The following is a 20,705-nucleotide window of genomic DNA, read 5'->3' on the forward strand; positions in this document are numbered from 1 at the left end:
TAGGATTATTTGGATGAGGCAAATTGCGGTTGGTCGACCCCAGCAAGGCGTTCGGTGCCGGTAATGACTTTTTCAAACCCCGCCCGGAGGTAGTAGCCTAACTTCGACGTACCAACAGGCGTTTCTTTGGGAAGGAAACCCAGGTAATGCATTGTTTTAAAAATGCTGCCCTTCTCCAGATCGTGATGGGGAAAACCCGGCTCCGTACAGCCCAGACAGGGGTGATTGGCCCGGGTCTTACTTGACTGCCGGTTCCATAGAATCCGGTTGCAGCTGGCGCGCGTCATGGGTCCGCGACAGCCCACTTCGTAAAATAAACACCCGCCCCGCTTACCAAAACCACCATCAACTTTCTGGGCGAAACTAATGACGTTAGGGCAACCCGTTTGCACGAAGTCGGTGAAAAACGTTTTAGGTCGGTGGAAATCGTCCAGTAGTACATCACTGATACGACCTGTCGAAATAGCCACCAGAATTTGCGTAATCCAGTCGGGGTGAGCCGGGCAACCGGGAATATTTATAACGGGCAAACCGCCCTTCGATACGTAATCAGACCCCAGGAATCCTCCTTTAGCTTTTTTCAAAAATTGCATCCCTGTCGATTCGCTGGGATTGGGCGCAACGGCTGGAATGCCGCCCCAGGTGGCACAATCGCCGATGGCAACTACATAGCCTACTACTTTGGCCAAATCCCGAACCCAATCCTGCATGGGTCGGTCGGCAAAGAAATTCATGGTACCGCTACCGTGTGGGCCCTGAATGATACTGCCTTCGTAAACGAGGATGTCGCACTGGATTCGCCCGCCCACAATATCATTAAGTAAGTGTATTACCTGATTGCCAATCTCAAGGCCAATGGATGGATGCCAGAGGATGTTGACACCAAAATCGGTTACTAAATCGACAACCGTGGGTTCCTCAGCGTTGAGGAACGACATCGTGTTGCCACTGCACGCTCCTCCCTGAAGCCATAATACATTAGCCATGCGAAACGGGGGTATAAGGGTTCGGATTTTTGAATTATAAGAAGTACAAATGTAATTATAATTTTGAATTAGAAAATTTTTTCTAATTTTTTTCTAACCGTATTGTAAGGTTGCCTTATTTATCGCAACCAAACATGACAAACAACAGGTGGATAACTGATTGTTAGCAGTGAACAGACAAGATGTTTGATTTATGGAGAAGTTGCTCCACTAAGCCAGGATAGGCATGATTAGTAGGTCGAATTCAGAAACACCTTCTTCGGTAAGGTATGGTTTCAGGTGTTCCCAAACCGCTTGTTTATAAGCTCGTTCATCGGTCAGCTGACCGCGCATGGCATAGAAGACAGGTAAAAATACCAAGCTCATCCAGAGTGACTGTGCCACCTGGTCGTACTGTCCTCGGGTAGTTTCCGGGCGAAATATATTTCGCTGGACGTGAAAATCAAGCCAGCTACGGAGTTGCACCAGCATTTTATTGACCGCCCGCTGCCATTGTATTTGTTGCTCCGTTTGTTGGAGGTTGGTTTTAAAGAACTCAGCTAGATAGAACTGATAGTTCTGAAAGAATTGATAATATAAACTGATCTGTTGATCAAAAGCGGATAATTCGGGGGCTTGGAGATACTGGCGGAAAATATGGGTAAACTCGTCGAGAACCTGTTCATATACCGACTCGATAATAGCATCCTTCGTTTTGAAATGATAAGCTAAGTTACCTACGCTGATACCGATTTCTTCGGCTATCTGCTGAAGCCGCACCGCATCAATTCCATACTTGTTGAAGAGCCGGACCGATGCATTTAAAATGCGTTGCTTCGTTAAGACAGGCATAGGTAATTAATTCAGACAGGTATTAAGCTGATCAGCCGAAACGGTGAGCGTACCACGTTGGTCTTTGGCCGCTAACCGGCGCATATAATACGCTTGCTGGGCAGCTCGCTTCGGACAGGAATGGGACGTGATTCGACGTTTTATAAACTTCAGTGGATTGACTGTATAAGCAAAAATCAACTCCACTTCCCACTCACCACGATACAGATGCAGGTTTTCGATGACAGCCGTGTCAGATAACCATAAATCATCATAATACAATCGAAAGTCCGTCAAGTTTCCCTTCCGCTCTGTAAAGTGGAGGCTATTCAGGCCAGCCAGCATGTTGGCATAGGCTGCCTTATCCATCGTAAAGGCTGGGCTCATAATCGTCTTGAGCGAATTAAATCTGTATTATTTAAAACGAATATAGGTGATCCAAACTCAAAGCTATTCTTTATGAATAACAATCAATTTTCAAGTTGCATAACTAACATAGCATGCCGCTTGTTTCACCTTGTGCAGAAACGAAAGATAACCTGAGATAAATCAGCCGTTAAGATAAGTTTACACATGATTTTGGAGTGGCTGGAATATCACCTTTGGGTGACTAGATACGTCACTTATGAAAACAATCCTGATTCCCATTGATTTCAGCGCCCTTTCCTACAGCTCGGCTTACTTTGCCCTTGAACTGGCTCAACAAATGGACGCCCAGGTCGTGTTGCTCCATGTTATTCCAGCAGCGGCCCCTGTTCCTGCATTTAACATTCCAGTCATAGAGTTAACTGCCTGGAAGAACCCGCTCTATGATCAGATGGCCGAGGCACTTCGCCATTTTCAGGGTGAAATCCGCGACTATCAGCGCCAACATGCGCTTACCAGCGTACCGCTCAGAACCCGACTAGTTATAGGCCAACCTGCAGATGGCATCCTGGAAGCAGCCGACCAGGAGAATGCTATTTTTATTGTAATGAGTACTGTGGGAGCCTCTAATGCCTGGGACAAGTTAGTCGGTTCCGTTACGTCAGACGTAGCCCAACGAGCTACCCGACCCGTGTGGATACTACCGGGCGTGGTGAAACTAGATGCCCTTCGGCTGTTTAGTTATTTTGCCGATCTGAAGGGCAAAGAGCTTCAGTGTATTAGTCAGGTTCTGCACCTGGGTAAACAGCTAAGAGCCAGTATGGAGCTTGTTCACGTATCACTCTCATACAATGAGGAGTTTAGCGTATCAGAAGCCATCATCGACGTATTCGAGAATGCCTACGCCCCTGAACGTATTACGTTTCAGCACCTGATCGATGATACCCTGTCTGAAGGCATTGAAGACTATGTGCGAAACTATCGGCCCGATGCGCTTATCCTGGCCCATCGCAACCGGAATTTTTTCAACCAACTCGTTCATCAAAGTCAGATTCGCCATCTTTCCCTCATCACGAAACGCCCGCTGCTGCTTATTCAAAAAACAGATTAACTAACTCAGCCACTACCATCACTTCTGTCAAAAGTCGTCGTTACGTTCAAACCGACCTTTGCTTTATTCATTACCTGCCCGTATCACTTTGGGTATACCACCTAGGCGCTCGCTTACTTCTGACCTTATGGATATTGTTTCTGCTGATTTACCGGCCCAGCCAACCCGCCGGGTTGCTTATTTTCCATGGTATTCGCCTTCGATCAAGCCCTTAAGATTTACTCAGGAGAACTGGGGTTTTTGGCCGGTTCACCTAGGCGAAGTGCTTACCGTCTGCAACATCCCCTGATCGCGATCGGCATTCTATGGAAGTATGGCTATTATGATCAGGTCCGGAAAGGCGATCAGGCGATGGACATACTGTTTATGGAGAAGCAGTATAGTTTCCTCGTGCCTACTCATGTCACCTTTCAAATTACGCTCCTGTATGGGTAACGGCCTATTAGCTGCCGTCGATAACTTTTGGCACGGCACCAACCTATCTCCTCTCGACAGACCTACCCGAGAACGACTATCTGGCCCAAACGATCTGCCATAATCTCTACGACGCCAATCCTCAAACCCGCATCGCGTCGAGTATTTTGCTGGGCATTGGGGGGCTACATTACTGGAACAACTCCAGCTGATTCCGGACCTATACCACATGAATGAGAGTCACCCATTGCCAGTGGAGTTTTATTTGTATAGCCAGTGGGGAAGCCTTGAGGCCGTTCGGGAGCGGTTGGTGTTTACCACCCATACGCCTGAAGAAGCCGGTAACCCACGTACCGATAGTGGATTGCTGGATCGGATGGGCTTTTTTAACTACCTGCCTTTGACCGACGTTCAACGCATTACCGGAATCAAGGAGGATGAGTTTAAGTGGGCGTTGGCCGCCTTGCGACTGGCCGGACGCGCCAATGCGGTTTCCAAACGACACCGGCAGGTTTGTGCGCCAATGTGGCAGAACTATACTGACCTATGGCCACTTGTTTGCATTACCCATGCCCAGCACCCGCTATTCTGGGGCGACCCGTTGCTGGACGATGCCGCAGCCAAAAACGATGCTGCTGCGCTGGCGGCCCGCAAGAAAACGGCCAAGCAAGGGCTGTTCGATGAAGTCGTTAATCAGCCGGGCGACCTCAACGACCCGAACGTGTTTAGGCTGGTCTGGGCGCGTCGGTTTGCGGGATACAAACGCGCCGACTTACTGCTTTCAGACCCGGCCCGGTTCGAGCGGCTGCTCACTAACCCGCACTACCCCGTGCAACTCCTTTGGGCTGGCAAACCCTATCCGTTTGATTATGCCAGTATCGGCACGTTCGACCGGCTGATTCATGTGGCCAGGCAGTACATCAATTGCTCGGTGCTGGTCGGCTACGAAATCCAGCTCTCGAAATGGCTAAAGCAAGGGGCTGATTTGTGGCTCAATACCCCTCGGCTGACGCGGGAGGCATCGGGTACCAGTGGCATGAACGGGGCCATCAATTGCTCCACAAATGATGGCTGGGTACCCGAGTTTGCCCGGACTGGCATCAATAGTTTTGTTCTGCCCGAAGCCGATCTGTCATGGCCCACTCACCAGCAGGACGCCTTCGACGCGGACAACCTGTTCACCCTTTTGGAGACGGTTATTTTGCCCATGTATTATAACCAGCCAAGCCAATGGCTGGGTATGGCAAAAGCCAGCTTACAGGATATCATTCCTTACTTTGACTCCGACCGGATGGCGGCAGAGTACTACGAAAAATTCTATTCACTTGCCCAACCCGTTACTCCGCTCAGCGCATCGCTAACCGACTAATTTACGATACGTTGCCCAACTGATGGTGTCGGGTTAGTTGGGCAGAATAAACGGTTCGCGCTTTCCGTCAATTCCCTTACTAACCTGGTTCTAGTACGAAGCCGTACCAGAACCAGGTTAGTAAGGGAATTATGAATTAGTTATAAAGTTTCACTTGCTAACACACGACCATAAAAAACAATGTTTACTTCCGCCAGACGAATGGCGAGAGGAAGTAAAGTTGTTGTCAATGCCTTGAAAAATAGTCTTTGACGAAGGCGTGCTGTTGGTTTTCAGTTAACTTATCGGTTTGCTGGAGGTCAATTTTTACGGCGGCAAAGTTATGATCGTCTTTTAAGGTATTGAATAATTCAGTTTTTGTCTCCGTAGGGCCAAATAGAACGACCTCATCATAGCCTCTAATAAGCGCCCCCAGTTTTTTATAATAGGCTGATTCTTGGTGCTGCTCTTTATGCTGCATCAGGCTTTCACTTTTTCGTAAACTAGCCTCTTTTTCTTCATGAGTAAAGGCTGATTCAATGGTTTTTGTTTCGATGGGATCGCGTGTAAATTCCATTAAGTTAGCCGTTGAGTGATCCAGCCAAATGCCTATTCTTCTTTCTGTTTTCATGTTAGTTAGTTTATGGTTACTGTACTAAGAAGACCAGAAAGCCCTACAGGGCATATTCTTCGTTCGTTAGGTCATTAATTGGCTGGGGACGGTCGTTGCCGCCATCATCGTAGAGAGTCAGCAGCGGTACGGCTGGCGCGAAAGCCCGCAAGCGGGTAACCCGGCTACTAGTTAGCGTTTCGCTTCGGTCGTTGTATTTGGGGATCGTTACCAGCAGATCGACCGGATGCGCGGTCAGGTAAGCATCAATGCCTCGTTTGGCACTGGGCGACTGCATACGGACAATGCTCGGCACGATCGGGTGTAAAAACTGCCGGATGCGGGCTTCCCGCTCGATTCGGATGATATCCTTGTTTGGGGTGTCGATAGTTAGCAGGGTGAGGGTTGCACCTTTGAGGATAACTAATTCCTTCAGTGGTCCCAGTAGTTTACTGTTTTTTAAATTGGCAAAATCAGCCGCCAGTACTATCTGGTGAACCGGTTGAGGGCGAGCATCGCCGGGCACCACCAGTACGTTAGCCCTGAGCCGACGGACCAGCGTAATAGCACTATTGCCAAACAACTCGTCGGTTTCGTCCGATTGCGGACCAATCACCACAAAGTCATAGCCCTCCGCTTTGACCGCCTGTTCAACGGCATCGAGTGCCTCCCCTGGCCAGGAAGACGAACGGAAGGTATGCCAGTCGTTGGTAGCCTCCCGGCGTAGGGCGGTCACCACATTGTGTAGCTGACCGGCATTGCTTGTGGGGGTCGGCCGGGCAGTCGTATCAGGCGTGCCGGGTTCATCAATTTCCGCTACGTTCGCACATAGCAAATGAAAATCGACAACCGTATCGCTGAAGAAAGAGCGGGCAAATGAAAGTGCATTTCGAGAGGCCTCCGAAAAGTCGGTCAGCAGCAGAATTTTTTTCATGTAGGTCAGGACAGTTAGGCAGTAAAGTAGATGTAGCCGAGTCGTTAAACAGCGGCCAGCACAGGTACAGTAGCTAAGCGGGCGACTTCCTGGGTGTCGGATTCGAGTAGAAACGTGCCCAATCGACTGTGGGGCCCGGGCAGCAGCATAATCAGGTCGGCTTCATGGTTGAGCAGATAATTCTTCAGCACCCTGGCTACGTCATAACCCGGAAGATAACGAAACGTAAGGGGCTGGTTTGACAAACGGCGGGATCGACCGTGCTTAGTACTGGTGTGCCGGAACGGTACATACAGCGCCGGAAAAGGGGTATTAGCCGGGCCTGGGTTAGTTTTCCATGCAGGCGCTGGGTTCCCATAAATAGTGTTGGTGTACTGACGACGCCAGCCGAACGGCCCTGCTCCATGTTTGCCCAGACGCTATATCTTAGCGTTTCATCGTGAATATCATTCAGAAATAATTTCAGGTCAAGGCCACTCTTACTACGGAATTGAGGGAGAGTGGGACCGCATGAGCGAATAACGCCTGATGCATAGCCCAGTACTGATCCTGCCGCCGGGCTGCTTCTGCCGTTAAAGCCAGCAGGAATGCCTGCGGATGATCTGGGTTCGGAAAATGCCGAAAGGTATATCGAATCCGTCCCTCGAATAGAGGTAAAACCGTAGTCAATACCTTCTGGAGTTCCTGGCAACGTCGGCAACTGAAGTCCCCATATTCGATCAGGTCAAGAGGATTTGGGTCCAGTGTACGGGTGAAATTACGCTCATGTACATGCATGACAGATGGGGCTATAAAGTTCTCATTGTAAACCGACGATACGACTGCGTCAAAACCAGTGGCGCACTAAATTACGTAGACGTTGATCTAAGCGACAGATTGCTAAAAAACGGAAGGATAGTCCACCCGTTTTTTAGGTCCGCTATTTTTCCTAATCAATCACCAACTCATTATCGACAGCCCAGACACCGGGTGCATTCCAAGCTATTCGTCCGGCCTGATCTTTCTGATACAGCGAATCAACCGTCCCATGCAGCGTTACGCGATTCCCTAAAACACCAACCTGAATGTTCTGATCATCGATGGACCAATTCCGCACAAGGGCCCGTTCAATGTCTTTTTTTTCAACCTCGTCAGCCGATTCCGTTTTGATCCTGATATTGTTGGTTACCCCTTTTACTCCCACCAGATTATTGACGGCTTTTTTGGCTGCTTCGCGTTGATAATTCCAATGCAGTTCCCCATCCAGGGTTACCCAGCCCGCTTCAACTTTTACCTTTACTTTATCGTCAGGAACTTCCCAACTCCACTTAAACGCACTCAGGAGTTCGCTGGCAATTTCGTTGTCACCCGTTTTGTCCGTATTCCCAAAGTGAATAGCAATTTTTTCAACGACGGCTTTAACACCCGCTACGTTCTTAGCGGCATCTTCAGCTTCTAATTTTTTAGCATAACTATTTACGATTCCGGTTAAGGTAATAACGCCGTCTTTCGCCGTGACACCAATCTCGGCTGCGTTTAGAAGGGGTTCCCACTTAATAGCGTCCTGAACATCTTTCTGTAAGTCTTCGTTAGTTTTCATGCTCGTTTTTGGTTTTGTTTAACAACGGGACAAACTTACCGGATGTCGACTGGCGGCCCTATGACCTAACGCAGAACACTGTATGACTTGACCCCCTACTGAATTGATCGGCATACGTAGCTAGCTGCAGACCAATACTCATCGTTGATGAAAAACGCCCCCGCCAAGACCTACCGTCAGATAAAAGCCTTGTGGAGTATACCGAGTTGGCAATAACATGGTTGCTCCGTTGCGATCACCGTGCCACTCCGCGGAGGCCGTAGTCAGTCGATACCCGGCCCGAACGCTTAGCATCGGAGCAAACAAGGTTGGAACAGCATCCGACTTCATTATCAACCAGTCGAAGCTCAGGCTAATGTCGGTGGCAAAACCATCGAGCACGTGGGTCGTCATCGTGCCGCTAGCCGTCGTTGAATTGACGTTGAATGAGTTGAGCCCCGGCCCTAGACTGGGGTACAGTTTAGCCCGGTTCGTCTGCCAGGCAATCCACCCCACCCAGAGGTGCACATTGGATGCTGACGATTCGATGACGGACTGGGTGGCGACATCCTGTAGTCGCTGGTTGGCCAGCGTCGATACATTGATCCCGGCTACCCAGCGATTTAGGCGGAAGTACCCTTCGGCACCCAGCATGACATACCGATCATTACCCATCGGGCTCATCGGGCTCGGTGCATGGTTTACCTGCTGAATCACCTGAGCCAAGCCGGGCCACACACTCTGACCGCCCTGCAGGAAAATAGCTCCGCCCCTGATGGATTGTCCTATGCCTACGCATGGGATCAGAAACAGCAGCAGACTACTGGCAAACCTGATAAAGGGTAATGTCTTATCAATAGCTTGTGCCCCGCTTTTTAGCGCCCTAAAGCGAATGGCCCGGTGGGTCAAATTCGCTAAATCATTGGCTGGTAGTATTGGTTTCATTTGAGAAAGATTTAGTAGACCTGAAGTGGCCTTTGGTTCACCGGACTATTTGGCCAGTTGATAAGAGACAGACGGACTGAATGCTAATAGATTCCAGGCACTAGTACTTCCTTGATTTAAGTATATGAGTAGGGCTTACCAGATCAGACGGGTGGTTGAGGTAGTTGTGCCAGTCTACGCTTACCGGACGCTGTAAAAGTGACGACGAATCGTCGGAGTGATTATGACGAAAAACCGGTAGCTGCCTGATTTTTTGCAGTTAACTAGCTAAAAACCAGCTCAATAAAATAGTCGATAGCCCACAACTATTAAACCTGCGATGTATATCGAGGGAAACAGTAGTTTGTTATAACGAGCTAGCCAGTTCGGTAAAAATATATCGAAATTATCCTTATCTGAATTGGAGTACTTCCTGGCAATAAGCGTCAATGGACAACGACCTATGAACAGGAGCAGGATTAGCCCTTCCAAAATAACCAACCCAATAGCAATCCCGGTGTACCTGGTTAGTTGATCTGCCAATCCAGAATAAAGAATGTAAATGATAACTATCACATAGAATATCCATATGATTGTATGGACTAGTTTTATCAACAGCAGTTTGGTCTTGTTATCCATCTCAGGTTCTTACGCCATACAGTTGCCGCCCAATTTTTGAAAAAATAGATTCAGAACGCTATGGCCAGGATCATAGGAATGGCTGATTCCGGTCAGGTCGCCACGAACCGGTCCGAACTAGGTTTGCCCTAAGGTATGACCCTAAATGTGGGGGTGTAAAATACGCCGTCAACGTTCAGAAGCTATGAAAAAATACGCGATCCTTATTGCCATACTAGTAACAGGGGCAACAAATCTGCTGGCCCAGACGGATCAGCCAGTACGTTCTTACGTCCTGAACCTCGTAATTATGCCGTGAAGAAAGCGCTGGAAGTCGAGAGTTTAGTGCCGATGTTTTTCACGGGTGGTTATCACGTTGGCGTTGGCTACCGCTACCACAAATTCAGGGTGCGGGTAAGTGTTATCAACGGAGGAACCTACAATGCCGAAACGGTGGGCATCAATAATTCGTCCCCTGCTTTCAAACGATTTTACAACACATCACCCGGCATCTTCTATGGCTACAACGTCTGGAAAAACCTGGAACTTTACACCTACCTCGAAAGTCATACGTTCCGAATCGAACAGGAAAGCACAGGCGTCAGAAAAGACATTCATAGTATTGATTCCGGCTTAGGGGTTAGCTACCAGTTTTTTGTGGGCCGCTATTTTTATGTCCAGCCGGGCCTGCATTTGTACCTACGGCGCAATAACAGCGCGAATTTCGGGGATATTCACTACACCATTTCCAATGCCGACGTATCCCCATGATACGGATCGGAGCCAGGCTTTGGCGAAAATATCGATACCGCAATAAAAGCCTGACCTATGGCAATGATCATCACTATTGGCTGAATGTAGAGGTGGAAAGGACCAAGAATAAAGCGGCTGTACAGGAAATGGCATAACCCGCGTAACTCTGATAAAAACCGGGCGTCTCAAGTGCCGTTTGCGTGTTAACAATAGCGGCCAGAGCGAAAATCAAAAAACACACAATGCGGGTAATGGTAGGCCAGCGGTAGCTACCAAAGAGTAGTGCCAGCGCTATTCCATTGCTTGCTGCGTAGGCAAACCAAATGAAGTGATCGTCGGGCGTTTCCGTAAGCCTGCGGGGGCCAGCTATCGATTTATGTGTAGTATCAGCACGGGTATAGACGCATGGTTCAGTACATCTTCGGCTACGCTCCCCTGTAACAGGTGACGAAGACCCGTGTGTCCGTGCGTGAACAGCACTAGCAGATCGGCCTGGCGTTCATGGGCGTAACGCAGGATACCTTCCTCGGCGCTGCGGGCGTGTTGAATATGCAATGTATACTCACCGATTTTTTTCTCCTGAGCCAGCTCATGCATCCAGGCGTGGACACCTTCGGGAACGCAGTTATCACTGGGCGTACTCACGTAGACAAATTGGCTCAACCTATTGCCGCCCGCAGTGAATGGATAAGCTGGCCAGTGTTGCTTCAGGGTGGTGTCCACGTCAATAGAGGCAATAACAGTTGTCGGCGCAAAGGGCACAACGGCCTTTTTTAGTACCAATACTGGGCAATGAGCGAATCGGGTAATGTGTTCAGCGTTGGAACCAAACAGCCACTCATTCCAGCCCGATGCTCCATGTGTTGTCAGTACAATCAGATCGCACTGCCGTTCGGTCATGGCTTCATAGAGGCCACCCGCGTCCCGGCAGGAAATGGGGGTAATGGAGACATCTTGATAGGCAGGATTGGTAATGATTTGTTGCAAATCAGACACAGCGTTGGCGTCCTGCTCCTCGAGGTAGCTGCCCAACATCAGTGAACCTTCTGCGGTACTGGCGACCGCGATTGAAAAAGGTATGTAATGCACCAACAGTATCTCGGCTCCGTAAGTACGGGCCAGGTCTGCGGCCACCTTAAGAGCACTGTCGGCCAGGGGACTTAAATCAGTTGGAACCAGTATAGTTTTCATGTTGAATGGCGTTATCTCTCTGTAAAGATGGGGGTATGGACCGCTATCAAACCATGATGTTGATCACCCACCAGCCTGTTTAACATTAGTCCGATGAACGTAACGGCTCGACATCCCACATTGCTTTTTCAACAAAGTTGACGCATCAGGTAACTTTATGAGGCTGGTAGACTAAATGCGACGAGCTGTCGTATTCAATGAGTTTGTTCTCCTTCCCGTTTTTGATAAGCCAGTAGTTCTTCTTTTGTCTCAAATAAACTTTTTTGTAGGGGTATAAGCTGTACGTTTATATTAATTCTTGGTGATCCCGCATGTTCACCAGATGGTTTTATACCATATATCGCCCCACTTATAATGACTTCATGCGTTTCTACCCGCTGGCGGATAACGATGGTGCTGGATAGGCTGCCATCTAAAATGATTTGCATAATCATACCCTGGAAGTACGGACATTGATTCGTAGCGCCAAACGGTTGATTAACCCATACCGTATCACCAATTTTAAAAGGAATTTCGAGGGGCGTTAGTGCGAGCTTCATCGTGTTATGGTTGGGGAGTGGTGATTGGCGAGTGGACGGCTATTAAGTGTCAGGCTTTGGGTTAAAAACCTTAGTTAGTGACGACGGTGATGGGATGGCTAGGAGACGTTTCCTAGGCTATTCAGTCTTGGCCTTGCTGTCTACCAGTGCCATTATTTCGTGGCAAGACGTAGGAATAATGGCGGTGTATTCTGCTGTATTTGAGTAAATGCCTAACATCGATTCTCTGTTTAACAAAGAAGAAGCAAACAGGATTTTACAAATGGGGTTACGAAGATCGTGAACCCATTCGTTCAATAAAGGGCGCACTGTAGGCAACAAAGTGGTCGTTTTTTTATGTGAGAGGAGAGAATTCGTTTAGCCTGCTGATCATGGGTCAGTTGATTCACAACGGGTGCCGCCCGATTAACGTTGGGCAAAAAATCAGTAGCAAGAAAAGTCGTTTTCATACCTGACGCAGTGAAAGTAATAGGCAAACGTGGGCAAGCAGCTTGCCTAGTTGTGGGTTGACGTATCGGGTGAAGTAACGTGGAGTCCCTTCTCTTGTCAATGATATAGATCATCGAACCTCATGATTCTCCGTATGTAGCAGCCGCTGAATCAGTAGAATGAGTGCAGGTTCATTGGGCAGACTTTCCTGGCGCCATAGCTCAACACCCATGCGAACCAACACAAATGAAGGGGTGTGCGTGATCGCAAAACTCCGCACTACGTCGGCGTGGTTAAGTTCATCAATCTTGAGCACCCGTATCTGAAGGCCAAAATGCGCCTGAACGGAAGTAGCCAGCGCCGTCAACAACGCTTTCAGTTGATGATCAGCCCGTTCGGGAGGCATGAAAATCAACAGGACAGCCGACTGGCCGGAAATTAGTATAGGATGTCGTTCATCGGGTTTCATACATAGTTAACCTCCCGAATTTGGAAGGCCAAAAGGCGATAAGTATAGGTAGACGTAGATTACAGGCTATAATCGTCGGCACACAATGGAAAATACGCAATAGAATACACCTGTAATTGGCGTAAAAGTGATTATTTCGTTAGTCAAACCGACTGATAGTGATCAGGCTTCTTCCTGATTATTAGTCAGTATCGAAAATTTCAGGGTACCTTGTCGTATGAACTCTATCGGCAGGTGCTGAAGTCAGGTTCACTTTTGTATGCGAGCCGAACTGAATTCAAGTGTCATAATGGATCTGCTTTTCGAGAAAAGTACTGATTGCATTGGCATCTACGATTTAAACGAAGGGCGATTTATCCGCGTCAATCAAGCCGGTGTGCGACTATTGGGGTTCTCCTCGGAGCAGGCCCTGCTCGCTGATCCGGTCCGTTCCCGGTCACTGCGGTCGCAGCCGCTGAAAAACGAACAGCAAGCCAACCTAATTGAGCGAATCGTTCAGGCCGGGGTTTATGAAGAAACGGTACAAATTGGACGGTTGAATAGTCAATCGTTTTTGGGGAAACTTACGATCAATGTCTTTACCGACTACGATCACCCTTATGCGCTGGTTAAGCTCATTGATCAGGAGCCGTTAGTGCGATCGGAGAGTGAGCTGGATTATAGCGTTCAACGATACGAAGCCATTTTTACCAATGCGACCATTGGTATCATTGTGGCCGACGAGGGAGGGCAAATTGTTTCAGCCAACCAATTGGCCGATCAGTTATTTGGCTACGTGACCGGCGAACTGGTTGGCCTGGCCATTGACAAGCTGGTTCCTCGAAACGTAAGTCACCAGCACGAGAAATTGCGCCAGTCCTTCACGGCGAATCCTCAGATTCGAGCCATGGGGCATAACCGGGATCTGTTTGCTCAGCGTAAAGACAACTCCCGGTTTCCGGTCGAGGTTAGCCTGAGTTACTTTCGGCTCCACAATACGTTGTATGCCGTCGCCTATATCATTGATATCACGCTCAAGAAAGAAGCTGAACATCAACTGTTCGACCAGAAAATACAGGTCGAACAACTCAATGCTGAACTGGAACAAAAAGTAGCCGACCGTACCCATGCACTAATGAATACGCTGGCGCAGTTAGAGCAGTCAAAAGATGAGTTGGCTCAGGCTCTGAAAACCGAACGGGAACTAGGCGAACTAAAGTCCCGCTTCGTGTCCATGGCTTCCCATGAGTTTCGCACCCCTCTAACGGTCTTGCAGACCTCGGCCACTCTAATCGAGAAATATGCCGGTGCCGACCAGCAGGACAAACGCAAAAAACACCTGGACCGCATTCGGGCGTCGATCAAACAGCTTAACGATACCCTCGAAGAATTTTTATCTCTTGGCAAGGTTGAAGAGGGTAAGGTCGAAGCGCACCCCATTGAGGTGAACGTAACGCAATTAATAAACGAAACAGTAGCCGACATGGAAGGGATATTGAAGCCCGACCAGCAGATACAAACCGATCTGTCCTGTATCGACCCGTTCTGGCTCGACCCATCGCTGCTGCGTAAAATTCTGGTCAATCTACTGGCGAATGCCATCAAGTACTCCGGACCAGGATCAACAGTTACCGTGCGGGGAACGTGTACCGAAAGTCAGTTGACACTAGCCGTGGAGGATCAGGGCGTGGGCATTCCAAAAGAAGATCAGCAACATTTGTTCGAGCGGTTTTTTCGGGCTAAAAATGTGGCCAACATCGCCGGTACCGGACTGGGCCTGCACATCGTGGGGCGTTACATGGAACTGATGGGGGGCCAGGTGTTACTGCAAAGTGCCTTAAACAAAGGCACAGTCGTTACTTTACTCCTTCCCTATGAAAACCATTCTGCTGATTGAAGACAACGAGTTAATCCGCGAAAATACCGCCGAGATTCTGGAATTGGCTGGTTATGCGGTTCAAACGGCAGAAAACGGGAAAATTGGCGTCGAAAAGGCCCTCACCGACAAGCCCGATCTGGTTATTTGCGACATCATGATGCCGGTGTTGGATGGGTACGGCGTATTGCACATTTTTAATAAAAATCCCCAGTTGGCGGGCGTTCCGTTCATCTTTTTAAGCGCCAAAATCGAGCGGATTGACTTTCGTAAAGGGATGGATCTGGGGGCTGATGACTACCTGACAAAACCCTTCGAAGAATCAGATCTGCTGAGTGCCATTGAGCGACGCCTGACCCGCTTTGCTCAACTGAAGCCAGCCGATGATCTACAGCAGGATGGACTTACTCAATTTTTGGACAAAGCCCGGCAGGTAGGTAACCTGCAAAGTTTATCGGCCGACCGCAAGTCCCACACGGTGCGAAAAAAGCAGTACGTCTATTCAGAGGGCGACGAACCAACGCGGCTGTATTTTATTAAGTCCGGCAACGTTAAATCTGTGCGAACCAATGCGGATGGGAAAGAATTCATTACGGGTCTGTATAACCCCGGCGACTTTTTTGGCTATTTCGCGCTGCTCGAAGATAGGGATTATACCGATTCGGCCGTAACGCTGGATGACGCAGAACTGGTTTATATCCCCAAGGCTGATTTTCAGCAGTTACTCCTGGCTAATCCAGCCGTGAGCGCTCAGTTCATTAAACTACTGGCCGGTCGGGTAGGCGAACGCGAAGAGCAGTTGCTGGGTATGGCCTATAATTCGCTCCGACGGCGGGTAGCCGATACACTATTACGGCTGCATAGACAGCAACCCGACGGATTTATTCAACTTTCCAGAGACGATCTGGCAGCCATGATCGGCACAGCTACGGAGTCTCTAATACGCACACTAAGTGAGTTCAGGCAGGATGGCTGGCTGGAGATGACAGCCTCGGGTGGCATCCAGGTCGTGCAGCCCGAAAAGCTTCGTCGGGCAAACTGGTGAGGTGTTTACGGATATTACGCCCCCTTAGCAATTGGTAGAGAAGAACCGGTCTTAGTGGAGGTTAAGATGGCTCCATCCAGCATTTCGATGGTACGATCCGACTTCCGGGCAAAATCATCATCGTGCGTCACAGCAATAATGGTCTGGTTGAACTCGTGGGCCAATTGCTTGAATGTATCAAACACGATGTCGGTGTTTTTGGAGTCCAGATTGCCCGTTGGTTCATCCCCCATGATGATCAAAGGGGAATTGATAAGGGCACGGGCGATGGCTACCCGCTGCTGCTGGCCACCCGATAATTTAGAGGAGAGTTTCAGTGCCTGATCTTTCAGGCCGAGTAAGGTAAGTTTCTCATACGCCTTAGCCTCGATTTCATCTCTCGAATAATGTCCCAAGCGCAGGGCCGGGATCATTACATTTTTTAGACACGTAAACTCGGGCAGCAGGTAATGGAACTGGAAAACAAATCCTATTTTTTCGTTTCGGAGCGCGGCCAGCTTATTGGGGGTTTGCCCTGTAATCGTTTCATCCTGTATCCGTAAGGACCCTTCATAGTCGGTATCCATAGTAGAGAGGATATACAGCAGGGTTGATTTGCCGCAGCCGGATTTGCCGATCAGCGTGACAAACTCACCCCGATTGACCGTAAAGGATATGTCGTTCAGCACCTTGAATTTCTCCGGGTCGTAAAAGTATTTCCCAATTTTGTCGGCCTGTAACATGATTTCTGTAGCCATAGCTATCATTTTCTAAAAATGGAAACAGGGTCAACATTCGCAGCTTTCCGGGCGGGCAAATAACTGGCCAGTAACGTAATGACCATCCCAAACAGACTGCCCTTGATAACCGTAGCCAGCTCGAAGCCGATGGGGAAATAGCCGATGTCACCCCCTACGTAAACCCTCGACATCAGGTAAATAAGTAACGCAGCGAGCATCAGACCCATAATGATACCCATAAATCCGATGATGGCCCCTTGTAACACGAAGATTTTTATCACGTCACGGCCCTGAAAACCCATGGCTTTCAGAATAGCAATGTCATTAATTTTCTGGCTGATGGTCATGTTGAGGATGTTGTAAATGCCAAAGCCTGCCACTAGCAAAATGGACATCGAAATGGCCGATACCATGATATCCCGCATGTTAGCACCCGAAACCAGAGTGGCGTTGGCGGCTTTCCAGTCTTCAGCTTTATAGCCCGTCAGGGCCGAAAGTTTGGCGGAATAGTCGGGGGCTTTGTCATAATCAAGTACGTTCACGTCAATGTCACTAACGTAGCTGGGGCTTTGGCCCAGCAATTGCTGGGCAGAGCTGATATTGATATACGATTTTATTTTATCGACAGTCGAATTGTTGGTTTTGAACAAGCCTACCACTTTCATCACTCTGGTTATATTCCGGGAGGAGGTAATGCTAACGTTATCGCCTGTTTTTACACCCATTTTCGTAGCAACGCCCACGCCTAGCAACATACCGTTGGGCGTCGTTTTTAGATGCTCCATATTTCCTTCCACCATCGTCGAGCCAATATCGAACATACGGTCGGCCTCATCAATACGCACGCCTGATGCAGCACCCGGTAGCTGCGATTTCCCACTGTTGTAAAAAAGGCTGACGGCCACCTGGGGCATAACCAGCGTAACATTCTGTTGCTTTTTCAGTAAGTCGATGACCCGGTTTGGATCAATAATCCGGTCGCTTTGGGGCACAATCTTTGGGTTGCTGATGACAGCGATCCGGCGATTATCGGTGTACTGAATCAGGGGTTCGCTCATCTGGTCGTCTTTGTAGACGCGAATGTGTGGAGTATTCTTAAAGATCAAGGCGCTTGATTTTCTGGTAAACCCTGCTGTCATCGAGTTCATAAAGATAAAAATGGCAATGCCAATGGTTACCCCCAAAGCGGCTACCAGCGTTAGTTTCTTACTCGCAACAATGTAAGTTACCGAAATCTCAGCGTTGATATTATGTTGGTGCTTTGCCACAGCTGCTGTTCGGGTTTAGTTAGACAGTAAGACATCTTGCTGGGTAATGCCCCCGAGAATTTCTACCCAGTCGCTGGAAATAATCCCCGTTTTAACGACTACCTGTTGGTTGCCTTTTTTCAGGGTTACCTGATCGCCGTAGTTCAAGTAAGGGCGCGGTATAACCAACGCATTTTTAACTTCACCCGTAATGATATTCGCTTCCAATTGTGTACCCGTTATTCGAAAATCGAGCTTGTCGGCAAAGTAGACCTTTACAATGAAGGATTGGGAGCCGGTATCGAAGGCGGGCAAGATCTCCCGAACGATAGCTTTATACGTTTTCGATTTGTTGGTGTTGAGTTGTACGATCACTGCCAGACCAGGTTTGAGTTTCGTCATACTGGTTTCGTCAACATTCAGCTTGGCGTAGACTAGGTCAGGATTGCCAATCACGGCAATGACGTCACCCTTTCGTACGTAATCACCCAACTGTTTTTCCTTTTGATAGACCTTGCCCGACCGTATGACTTTGATCCGGTTTTGCTCCTTAATAACTTGGTTCACGTCCCTGACTACGCGCTGGGAAATTTCTTGCTGACGGGCACTGCTCTGTTGGCTGCTGTACTGTTCCTGTAAAGCGTGGAGGCTGGCCAACGAACTGGTAGCGGAAAGCCGGGCATTTTCGTACTCCAGATTCGATACGCTGTTGTTGTCAAAAAGTCGCTTATATCGCTCCGACTGACCCTGATCAAGTTTTAATTTGGCTTTTGCCGCTTCTATGTTGGCAGTGATCTGTAATAATGTCGGTGAGGAGGCCTCGGCATTACGCTGAGCAATGCGATGAAGCTCAGCCGCACTTTGGGCATTGATCTTATTTTGGCGGTTGTCAATAACGGCCAGTACCTGTCCTTCCCGTACGGCATCCCCTTCCACAAAATCGAGCTTTACCAGGTACCCATCCGTCTGCGCTGTCAGGTTGTACTGGTCATCTGCTTCCAGACTGCCGGACGCAAATACCAGTTCGATCATGTCTTTCCGCTGCGGTTTTGTCTCAGCGGTCTTTTTGCCGCAGGCGACCAGCAGCCAAACGCATGAAGTGAAACCTAGTAGATAGAACGTTTTCATTTTAAAGTATTGCTAATAGCTATTCTTGATTTGGCATATTCGCTGGTAGCTACTTGTGCCGCGGTAGTCAGGCTGCTGTTAAGCCAGGCGTTAAACGAGACGAGCAGATCCGTGAGGGACAAAATACCCTCTTTATAAATAGCCAGATTCTTGGCATATGAATCCTTTTGTAGGCGTTCGATCTGGGCCATAAGCTGGTAACTAGTGTAGGCGGTCTGATAATCCTGTTCCAATTGACGGTTATTGACAGTATCCTGCCAGACACTGTGTTGCCAGTTGTTTTGGGCAATCTGAATATTGATCCGGTCATATTGTACGGCTGCGATTTTACCCACATCGGGCAACAGCGGCAAGCTGAACCGAAGGGCCACGTAGTTGTTAGCCAGCCATTTATTAGCGTCAAAAAAATGATTGTTCGTGTTTTGTTGCCAGCCCAGGTTACCCAGTAGCGAAACGGTGGGATAATACCATTTACGGTTCGCATTCAGCGAGGCTTCCTGCCGCTTTTTTTGCCATTCGGTCTGCCTTTGCAACAAGTCACTGGTAGCCGTTAGAGACGCATCAAAGACCGCCGGTTGTTGTGGACCAGTAATGACCAGAGAGCGGTCCGGATCAATATCACATAATATTTTCAGGCTGCTGATCTGTTGTCCCTGTTGACTGATCAACTGCTGTACTTTATTCACCAGGGTGAGCCGGTTGGCCAGGGCCGTATTTACATCCTGCGGGCGAACGATACCTTCTTTTTGTTTATCCTGTAAGATGCTGACCAGCGTATCGGCATTGGCCAGGCTATTTCTGGTCACCCCAATCTGCCACTGGTAGGAGAGAAGATTATAGTAAGTCCCTGCTAGGCTTTCGTACAGATTTTTTTTGGTCAGCAGGTTAGTTGTGGCCGTCAGTTGCTCGTTAGTTCGAGCCAGTTTTACTTGGGCTGCCGAGTAGGGATTGATAATGTCAATCTGGGGAGAAACAATCAAATTACTCACATACTGTTGTCCAAACGTTACTTTTTGAAAGGTACCCGCAGGACCACCGAATATTTCAGCTGGTATGAAATTGGTTGTTAGTCTGGTATTATCTGTGAGTGTGAGCGTAGCCCTGCCTTGTACATTCCACTTTCCCAATTGTGCCGCCAGCGTTTGGTATTTAGCCAGAATATCCTGCTGGGTAGCGTTTTTGACTGTACTGCTGTGGCTGTCGGCATAGGCTAAAACGTCATCGAGCGATCTGAACGAAAGAACATCCTGTGCCCGAATTACTCCCTCTCCAGAAAATAAAACGACGAGAAGGAGGACTAGTTTCTGCATTGATAAATCCCATTTTTTGAGAAACCTAAGTAGCGCGGGCGAAAAAAAGCCAGATAGATTGAGACAAGTGGTGTATCGTCCCGATTGAGTCAGCATTTATACAATCGTATAGATTTTCAGTAGCGCAGATTGACGGCTTAAAGGTCAGTACGTAGCCCGGGTATGTTCATGAGTGAAATCAGCTATTCGGATGATTCTCATGGGCGAGGTTTATTACGAACAAAGATAGAAGGCAAATTGCCTGATAATCTATGACATAGTGAAAGGAAGCGAATGGTAACGGCAAAACTTAATGATGACAATGGTCAATTTTTATTCTATGCAAAAATAGAAGCTACGGC

Annotated in this window: 24 protein-coding genes; 7 read left to right on the plus strand and 17 right to left on the minus strand. The window is 48.5% G+C overall.

The window, feature by feature from the left end; translation table 11 throughout:
* Window positions 1–5: 5 nt before the first annotated feature.
* The 3 genes from ACFS25_RS15305 to ACFS25_RS15315 all read right to left on the minus strand — a co-directional run bounded on the left by ACFS25_RS15305 (window position 6) and on the right by ACFS25_RS15315 (window position 2,183).
* Window positions 6–986, minus strand: a complete 981-nt coding sequence (locus tag ACFS25_RS15305; protein ID WP_381502549.1) for an NADH-quinone oxidoreductase subunit B family protein — start codon at window positions 984–986, stop codon at window positions 6–8.
* A gap of 210 nt (window positions 987–1,196) precedes the next feature.
* Complete coding sequence (locus ACFS25_RS15310) at window positions 1,197–1,817, minus strand: TetR family transcriptional regulator (RefSeq protein ID WP_381502552.1); 621 nt, start codon at window positions 1,815–1,817, stop codon at window positions 1,197–1,199.
* 6 nt (window positions 1,818–1,823) lie between these two features.
* Window positions 1,824–2,183 carry a hypothetical protein gene (locus tag ACFS25_RS15315; protein ID WP_381502555.1) on the minus strand — a complete coding sequence of 120 codons (360 nt, stop codon included), beginning with the start codon at window positions 2,181–2,183 and terminating at the stop codon, window positions 1,824–1,826.
* A 238-nt stretch (window positions 2,184–2,421) separates the two neighbouring features.
* On the opposite strand from ACFS25_RS15315, the gene ACFS25_RS15320 reads away from it, so the two are divergent.
* From ACFS25_RS15320 to ACFS25_RS15330, 3 genes are all read left to right on the plus strand, one after another.
* Window positions 2,422–3,273 carry a universal stress protein gene (locus ACFS25_RS15320; RefSeq protein WP_381502558.1) on the plus strand — a complete coding sequence of 284 codons (852 nt, stop codon included), beginning with the start codon at window positions 2,422–2,424 and terminating at the stop codon, window positions 3,271–3,273.
* 127 nt (window positions 3,274–3,400) lie between these two features.
* Window positions 3,401–3,562 (plus strand): hypothetical protein, encoded by a 162-nt coding sequence (locus ACFS25_RS15325; protein WP_381502561.1) that lies wholly within the window; start codon window positions 3,401–3,403, stop codon window positions 3,560–3,562.
* Between the two features lie 354 nt (window positions 3,563–3,916).
* Window positions 3,917–5,056 carry a hypothetical protein gene (locus ACFS25_RS15330; protein ID WP_381502565.1) on the plus strand — a complete coding sequence of 380 codons (1,140 nt, stop codon included), beginning with the start codon at window positions 3,917–3,919 and terminating at the stop codon, window positions 5,054–5,056.
* A gap of 226 nt (window positions 5,057–5,282) precedes the next feature.
* Here the strand turns inward: ACFS25_RS15330 and ACFS25_RS15335 are convergent, their stop codons facing one another.
* From ACFS25_RS15335 to ACFS25_RS15360, 6 genes are all read right to left on the minus strand, one after another.
* A complete protein-coding gene (locus tag ACFS25_RS15335) occupies window positions 5,283–5,666 on the minus strand; it encodes a hypothetical protein (RefSeq protein WP_381502568.1) in 384 nt (127 codons plus the stop codon).
* Window positions 5,667–5,709: 43 nt separating this feature from the next.
* Window positions 5,710–6,579: a universal stress protein gene (locus tag ACFS25_RS15340; protein WP_381502571.1), complete on the minus strand. Its 870-nt coding sequence runs from the start codon at window positions 6,577–6,579 to the stop codon at window positions 5,710–5,712.
* 44 nt (window positions 6,580–6,623) lie between these two features.
* Window positions 6,624–6,824: a hypothetical protein gene (locus ACFS25_RS15345; RefSeq protein WP_381502574.1), complete on the minus strand. Its 201-nt coding sequence runs from the start codon at window positions 6,822–6,824 to the stop codon at window positions 6,624–6,626.
* Window positions 6,825–7,041: 217 nt separating this feature from the next.
* Window positions 7,042–7,356: a DsbA family protein gene (locus tag ACFS25_RS15350; protein WP_381502577.1), complete on the minus strand. Its 315-nt coding sequence runs from the start codon at window positions 7,354–7,356 to the stop codon at window positions 7,042–7,044.
* Between the two features lie 151 nt (window positions 7,357–7,507).
* Window positions 7,508–8,158 (minus strand): BON domain-containing protein, encoded by a 651-nt coding sequence (locus ACFS25_RS15355; protein ID WP_381502580.1) that lies wholly within the window; start codon window positions 8,156–8,158, stop codon window positions 7,508–7,510.
* Window positions 8,159–8,296: 138 nt separating this feature from the next.
* A complete protein-coding gene (locus tag ACFS25_RS15360) occupies window positions 8,297–9,082 on the minus strand; it encodes a hypothetical protein (protein ID WP_381502583.1) in 786 nt (261 codons plus the stop codon).
* A gap of 912 nt (window positions 9,083–9,994) precedes the next feature.
* On the opposite strand from ACFS25_RS15360, the gene ACFS25_RS15365 reads away from it, so the two are divergent.
* Together ACFS25_RS15365 and ACFS25_RS15370 are read left to right on the plus strand one after the other, a co-directional pair.
* Entirely contained in the window at window positions 9,995–10,450 is a 456-nt protein-coding gene (locus ACFS25_RS15365; RefSeq protein ID WP_381502586.1) for a hypothetical protein, read from the plus strand.
* The gene (locus ACFS25_RS15370) at window positions 10,447–10,587 is read left to right on the plus strand and encodes a hypothetical protein (protein ID WP_381502590.1); all 141 of its coding nucleotides are present in this window, start codon (window positions 10,447–10,449) and stop codon (window positions 10,585–10,587) included. Before ACFS25_RS15365 ends, ACFS25_RS15370 begins: the two co-directional genes overlap by 4 nt.
* A gap of 211 nt (window positions 10,588–10,798) precedes the next feature.
* Here the strand turns inward: ACFS25_RS15370 and ACFS25_RS15375 are convergent, their stop codons facing one another.
* The 4 genes from ACFS25_RS15375 to ACFS25_RS15390 form a co-directional block, all read right to left on the minus strand.
* Complete coding sequence (locus ACFS25_RS15375; protein ID WP_381502593.1) at window positions 10,799–11,623, minus strand: universal stress protein; 825 nt, start codon at window positions 11,621–11,623, stop codon at window positions 10,799–10,801.
* Window positions 11,624–11,817: 194 nt separating this feature from the next.
* Entirely contained in the window at window positions 11,818–12,162 is a 345-nt protein-coding gene (locus tag ACFS25_RS15380) for a hypothetical protein (RefSeq protein ID WP_381502596.1), read from the minus strand.
* 293 nt (window positions 12,163–12,455) lie between these two features.
* Window positions 12,456–12,611 (minus strand): hypothetical protein, encoded by a 156-nt coding sequence (locus tag ACFS25_RS15385; protein WP_381502599.1) that lies wholly within the window; start codon window positions 12,609–12,611, stop codon window positions 12,456–12,458.
* A 110-nt stretch (window positions 12,612–12,721) separates the two neighbouring features.
* On the minus strand, window positions 12,722–13,060 hold the full coding sequence (locus tag ACFS25_RS15390; RefSeq protein WP_381502604.1) for a thioredoxin domain-containing protein: 339 nt from the start codon (window positions 13,058–13,060) through the stop codon (window positions 12,722–12,724).
* 289 nt (window positions 13,061–13,349) lie between these two features.
* Between ACFS25_RS15390 and ACFS25_RS15395 the strand changes: the two genes are divergently transcribed.
* Both ACFS25_RS15395 and ACFS25_RS15400 read left to right on the plus strand, forming a co-directional pair.
* Entirely contained in the window at window positions 13,350–14,936 is a 1,587-nt protein-coding gene (locus ACFS25_RS15395) for a sensor histidine kinase (protein ID WP_381502607.1), read from the plus strand.
* Window positions 14,914–15,960, plus strand: a complete 1,047-nt coding sequence (locus tag ACFS25_RS15400; protein ID WP_381502610.1) for a response regulator — start codon at window positions 14,914–14,916, stop codon at window positions 15,958–15,960. Before ACFS25_RS15395 ends, ACFS25_RS15400 begins: the two co-directional genes overlap by 23 nt.
* 14 nt (window positions 15,961–15,974) lie before the next feature.
* Here ACFS25_RS15400 and ACFS25_RS15405 read toward each other — a convergent pair whose 3' ends face one another.
* From ACFS25_RS15405 to ACFS25_RS15420, 4 genes are read right to left on the minus strand one after another with little or no spacing between them, the layout of a single operon-like run.
* On the minus strand, window positions 15,975–16,697 hold the full coding sequence (locus ACFS25_RS15405) for an ABC transporter ATP-binding protein (RefSeq protein WP_381502612.1): 723 nt from the start codon (window positions 16,695–16,697) through the stop codon (window positions 15,975–15,977).
* Between the two features lie 5 nt (window positions 16,698–16,702).
* Window positions 16,703–17,947, minus strand: a complete 1,245-nt coding sequence (locus tag ACFS25_RS15410) for an ABC transporter permease (protein WP_381502614.1) — start codon at window positions 17,945–17,947, stop codon at window positions 16,703–16,705.
* 15 nt (window positions 17,948–17,962) lie between these two features.
* Entirely contained in the window at window positions 17,963–19,054 is a 1,092-nt protein-coding gene (locus ACFS25_RS15415; RefSeq protein WP_381502616.1) for an efflux RND transporter periplasmic adaptor subunit, read from the minus strand.
* Entirely contained in the window at window positions 19,051–20,364 is a 1,314-nt protein-coding gene (locus ACFS25_RS15420; protein ID WP_381502618.1) for a TolC family protein, read from the minus strand. The genes ACFS25_RS15415 and ACFS25_RS15420 overlap by 4 nt, the downstream gene beginning before the upstream one ends.
* Window positions 20,365–20,705: the final 341 nt, after the last annotated feature.

The sequence above is a fragment of the Spirosoma flavum genome, from assembly GCF_042686045.1.
GTDB classification, from domain to species: Bacteria; Bacteroidota; Bacteroidia; order Cytophagales; family Spirosomataceae; genus Spirosoma; species Spirosoma flavum.

Bases quoted from the DNA above. Each gene is read 5' to 3' on its own strand.
- ACFS25_RS15305 (WP_381502549.1), bottom strand. From the start codon at position 986: ATGGCTAATGTATTATGGCTTCAGGGAGGAGCGTGCAGTGGCAACACG.
- ACFS25_RS15310 (WP_381502552.1), bottom strand. From the start codon at position 1,817: ATGCCTGTCTTAACGAAGCAACGCATTTTAAATGCATCGGTCCGGCTC.
- ACFS25_RS15315 (WP_381502555.1), bottom strand. From the start codon at position 2,183: ATGAGCCCAGCCTTTACGATGGATAAGGCAGCCTATGCCAACATGCTG.
- ACFS25_RS15320 (WP_381502558.1), top strand. From the start codon at position 2,422: ATGAAAACAATCCTGATTCCCATTGATTTCAGCGCCCTTTCCTACAGC.
- ACFS25_RS15325 (WP_381502561.1), top strand. From the start codon at position 3,401: ATGGATATTGTTTCTGCTGATTTACCGGCCCAGCCAACCCGCCGGGTT.
- ACFS25_RS15330 (WP_381502565.1), top strand. From the start codon at position 3,917: ATGAATGAGAGTCACCCATTGCCAGTGGAGTTTTATTTGTATAGCCAG.
- ACFS25_RS15335 (WP_381502568.1), bottom strand. From the start codon at position 5,666: ATGAAAACAGAAAGAAGAATAGGCATTTGGCTGGATCACTCAACGGCT.
- ACFS25_RS15340 (WP_381502571.1), bottom strand. From the start codon at position 6,579: ATGAAAAAAATTCTGCTGCTGACCGACTTTTCGGAGGCCTCTCGAAAT.
- ACFS25_RS15350 (WP_381502577.1), bottom strand. From the start codon at position 7,356: ATGCATGTACATGAGCGTAATTTCACCCGTACACTGGACCCAAATCCT.
- ACFS25_RS15355 (WP_381502580.1), bottom strand. From the start codon at position 8,158: ATGAAAACTAACGAAGACTTACAGAAAGATGTTCAGGACGCTATTAAG.
- ACFS25_RS15360 (WP_381502583.1), bottom strand. From the start codon at position 9,082: ATGAAACCAATACTACCAGCCAATGATTTAGCGAATTTGACCCACCGG.
- ACFS25_RS15370 (WP_381502590.1), top strand. From the start codon at position 10,447: ATGATACGGATCGGAGCCAGGCTTTGGCGAAAATATCGATACCGCAAT.
- ACFS25_RS15375 (WP_381502593.1), bottom strand. From the start codon at position 11,623: ATGAAAACTATACTGGTTCCAACTGATTTAAGTCCCCTGGCCGACAGT.
- ACFS25_RS15380 (WP_381502596.1), bottom strand. From the start codon at position 12,162: ATGAAGCTCGCACTAACGCCCCTCGAAATTCCTTTTAAAATTGGTGAT.
- ACFS25_RS15385 (WP_381502599.1), bottom strand. From the start codon at position 12,611: ATGAAAACGACTTTTCTTGCTACTGATTTTTTGCCCAACGTTAATCGG.
- ACFS25_RS15390 (WP_381502604.1), bottom strand. From the start codon at position 13,060: ATGAAACCCGATGAACGACATCCTATACTAATTTCCGGCCAGTCGGCT.
- ACFS25_RS15395 (WP_381502607.1), top strand. From the start codon at position 13,350: ATGGATCTGCTTTTCGAGAAAAGTACTGATTGCATTGGCATCTACGAT.
- ACFS25_RS15400 (WP_381502610.1), top strand. From the start codon at position 14,914: ATGAAAACCATTCTGCTGATTGAAGACAACGAGTTAATCCGCGAAAAT.
- ACFS25_RS15405 (WP_381502612.1), bottom strand. From the start codon at position 16,697: ATGGCTACAGAAATCATGTTACAGGCCGACAAAATTGGGAAATACTTT.
- ACFS25_RS15415 (WP_381502616.1), bottom strand. From the start codon at position 19,054: ATGAAAACGTTCTATCTACTAGGTTTCACTTCATGCGTTTGGCTGCTG.
- ACFS25_RS15420 (WP_381502618.1), bottom strand. From the start codon at position 20,364: ATGCAGAAACTAGTCCTCCTTCTCGTCGTTTTATTTTCTGGAGAGGGA.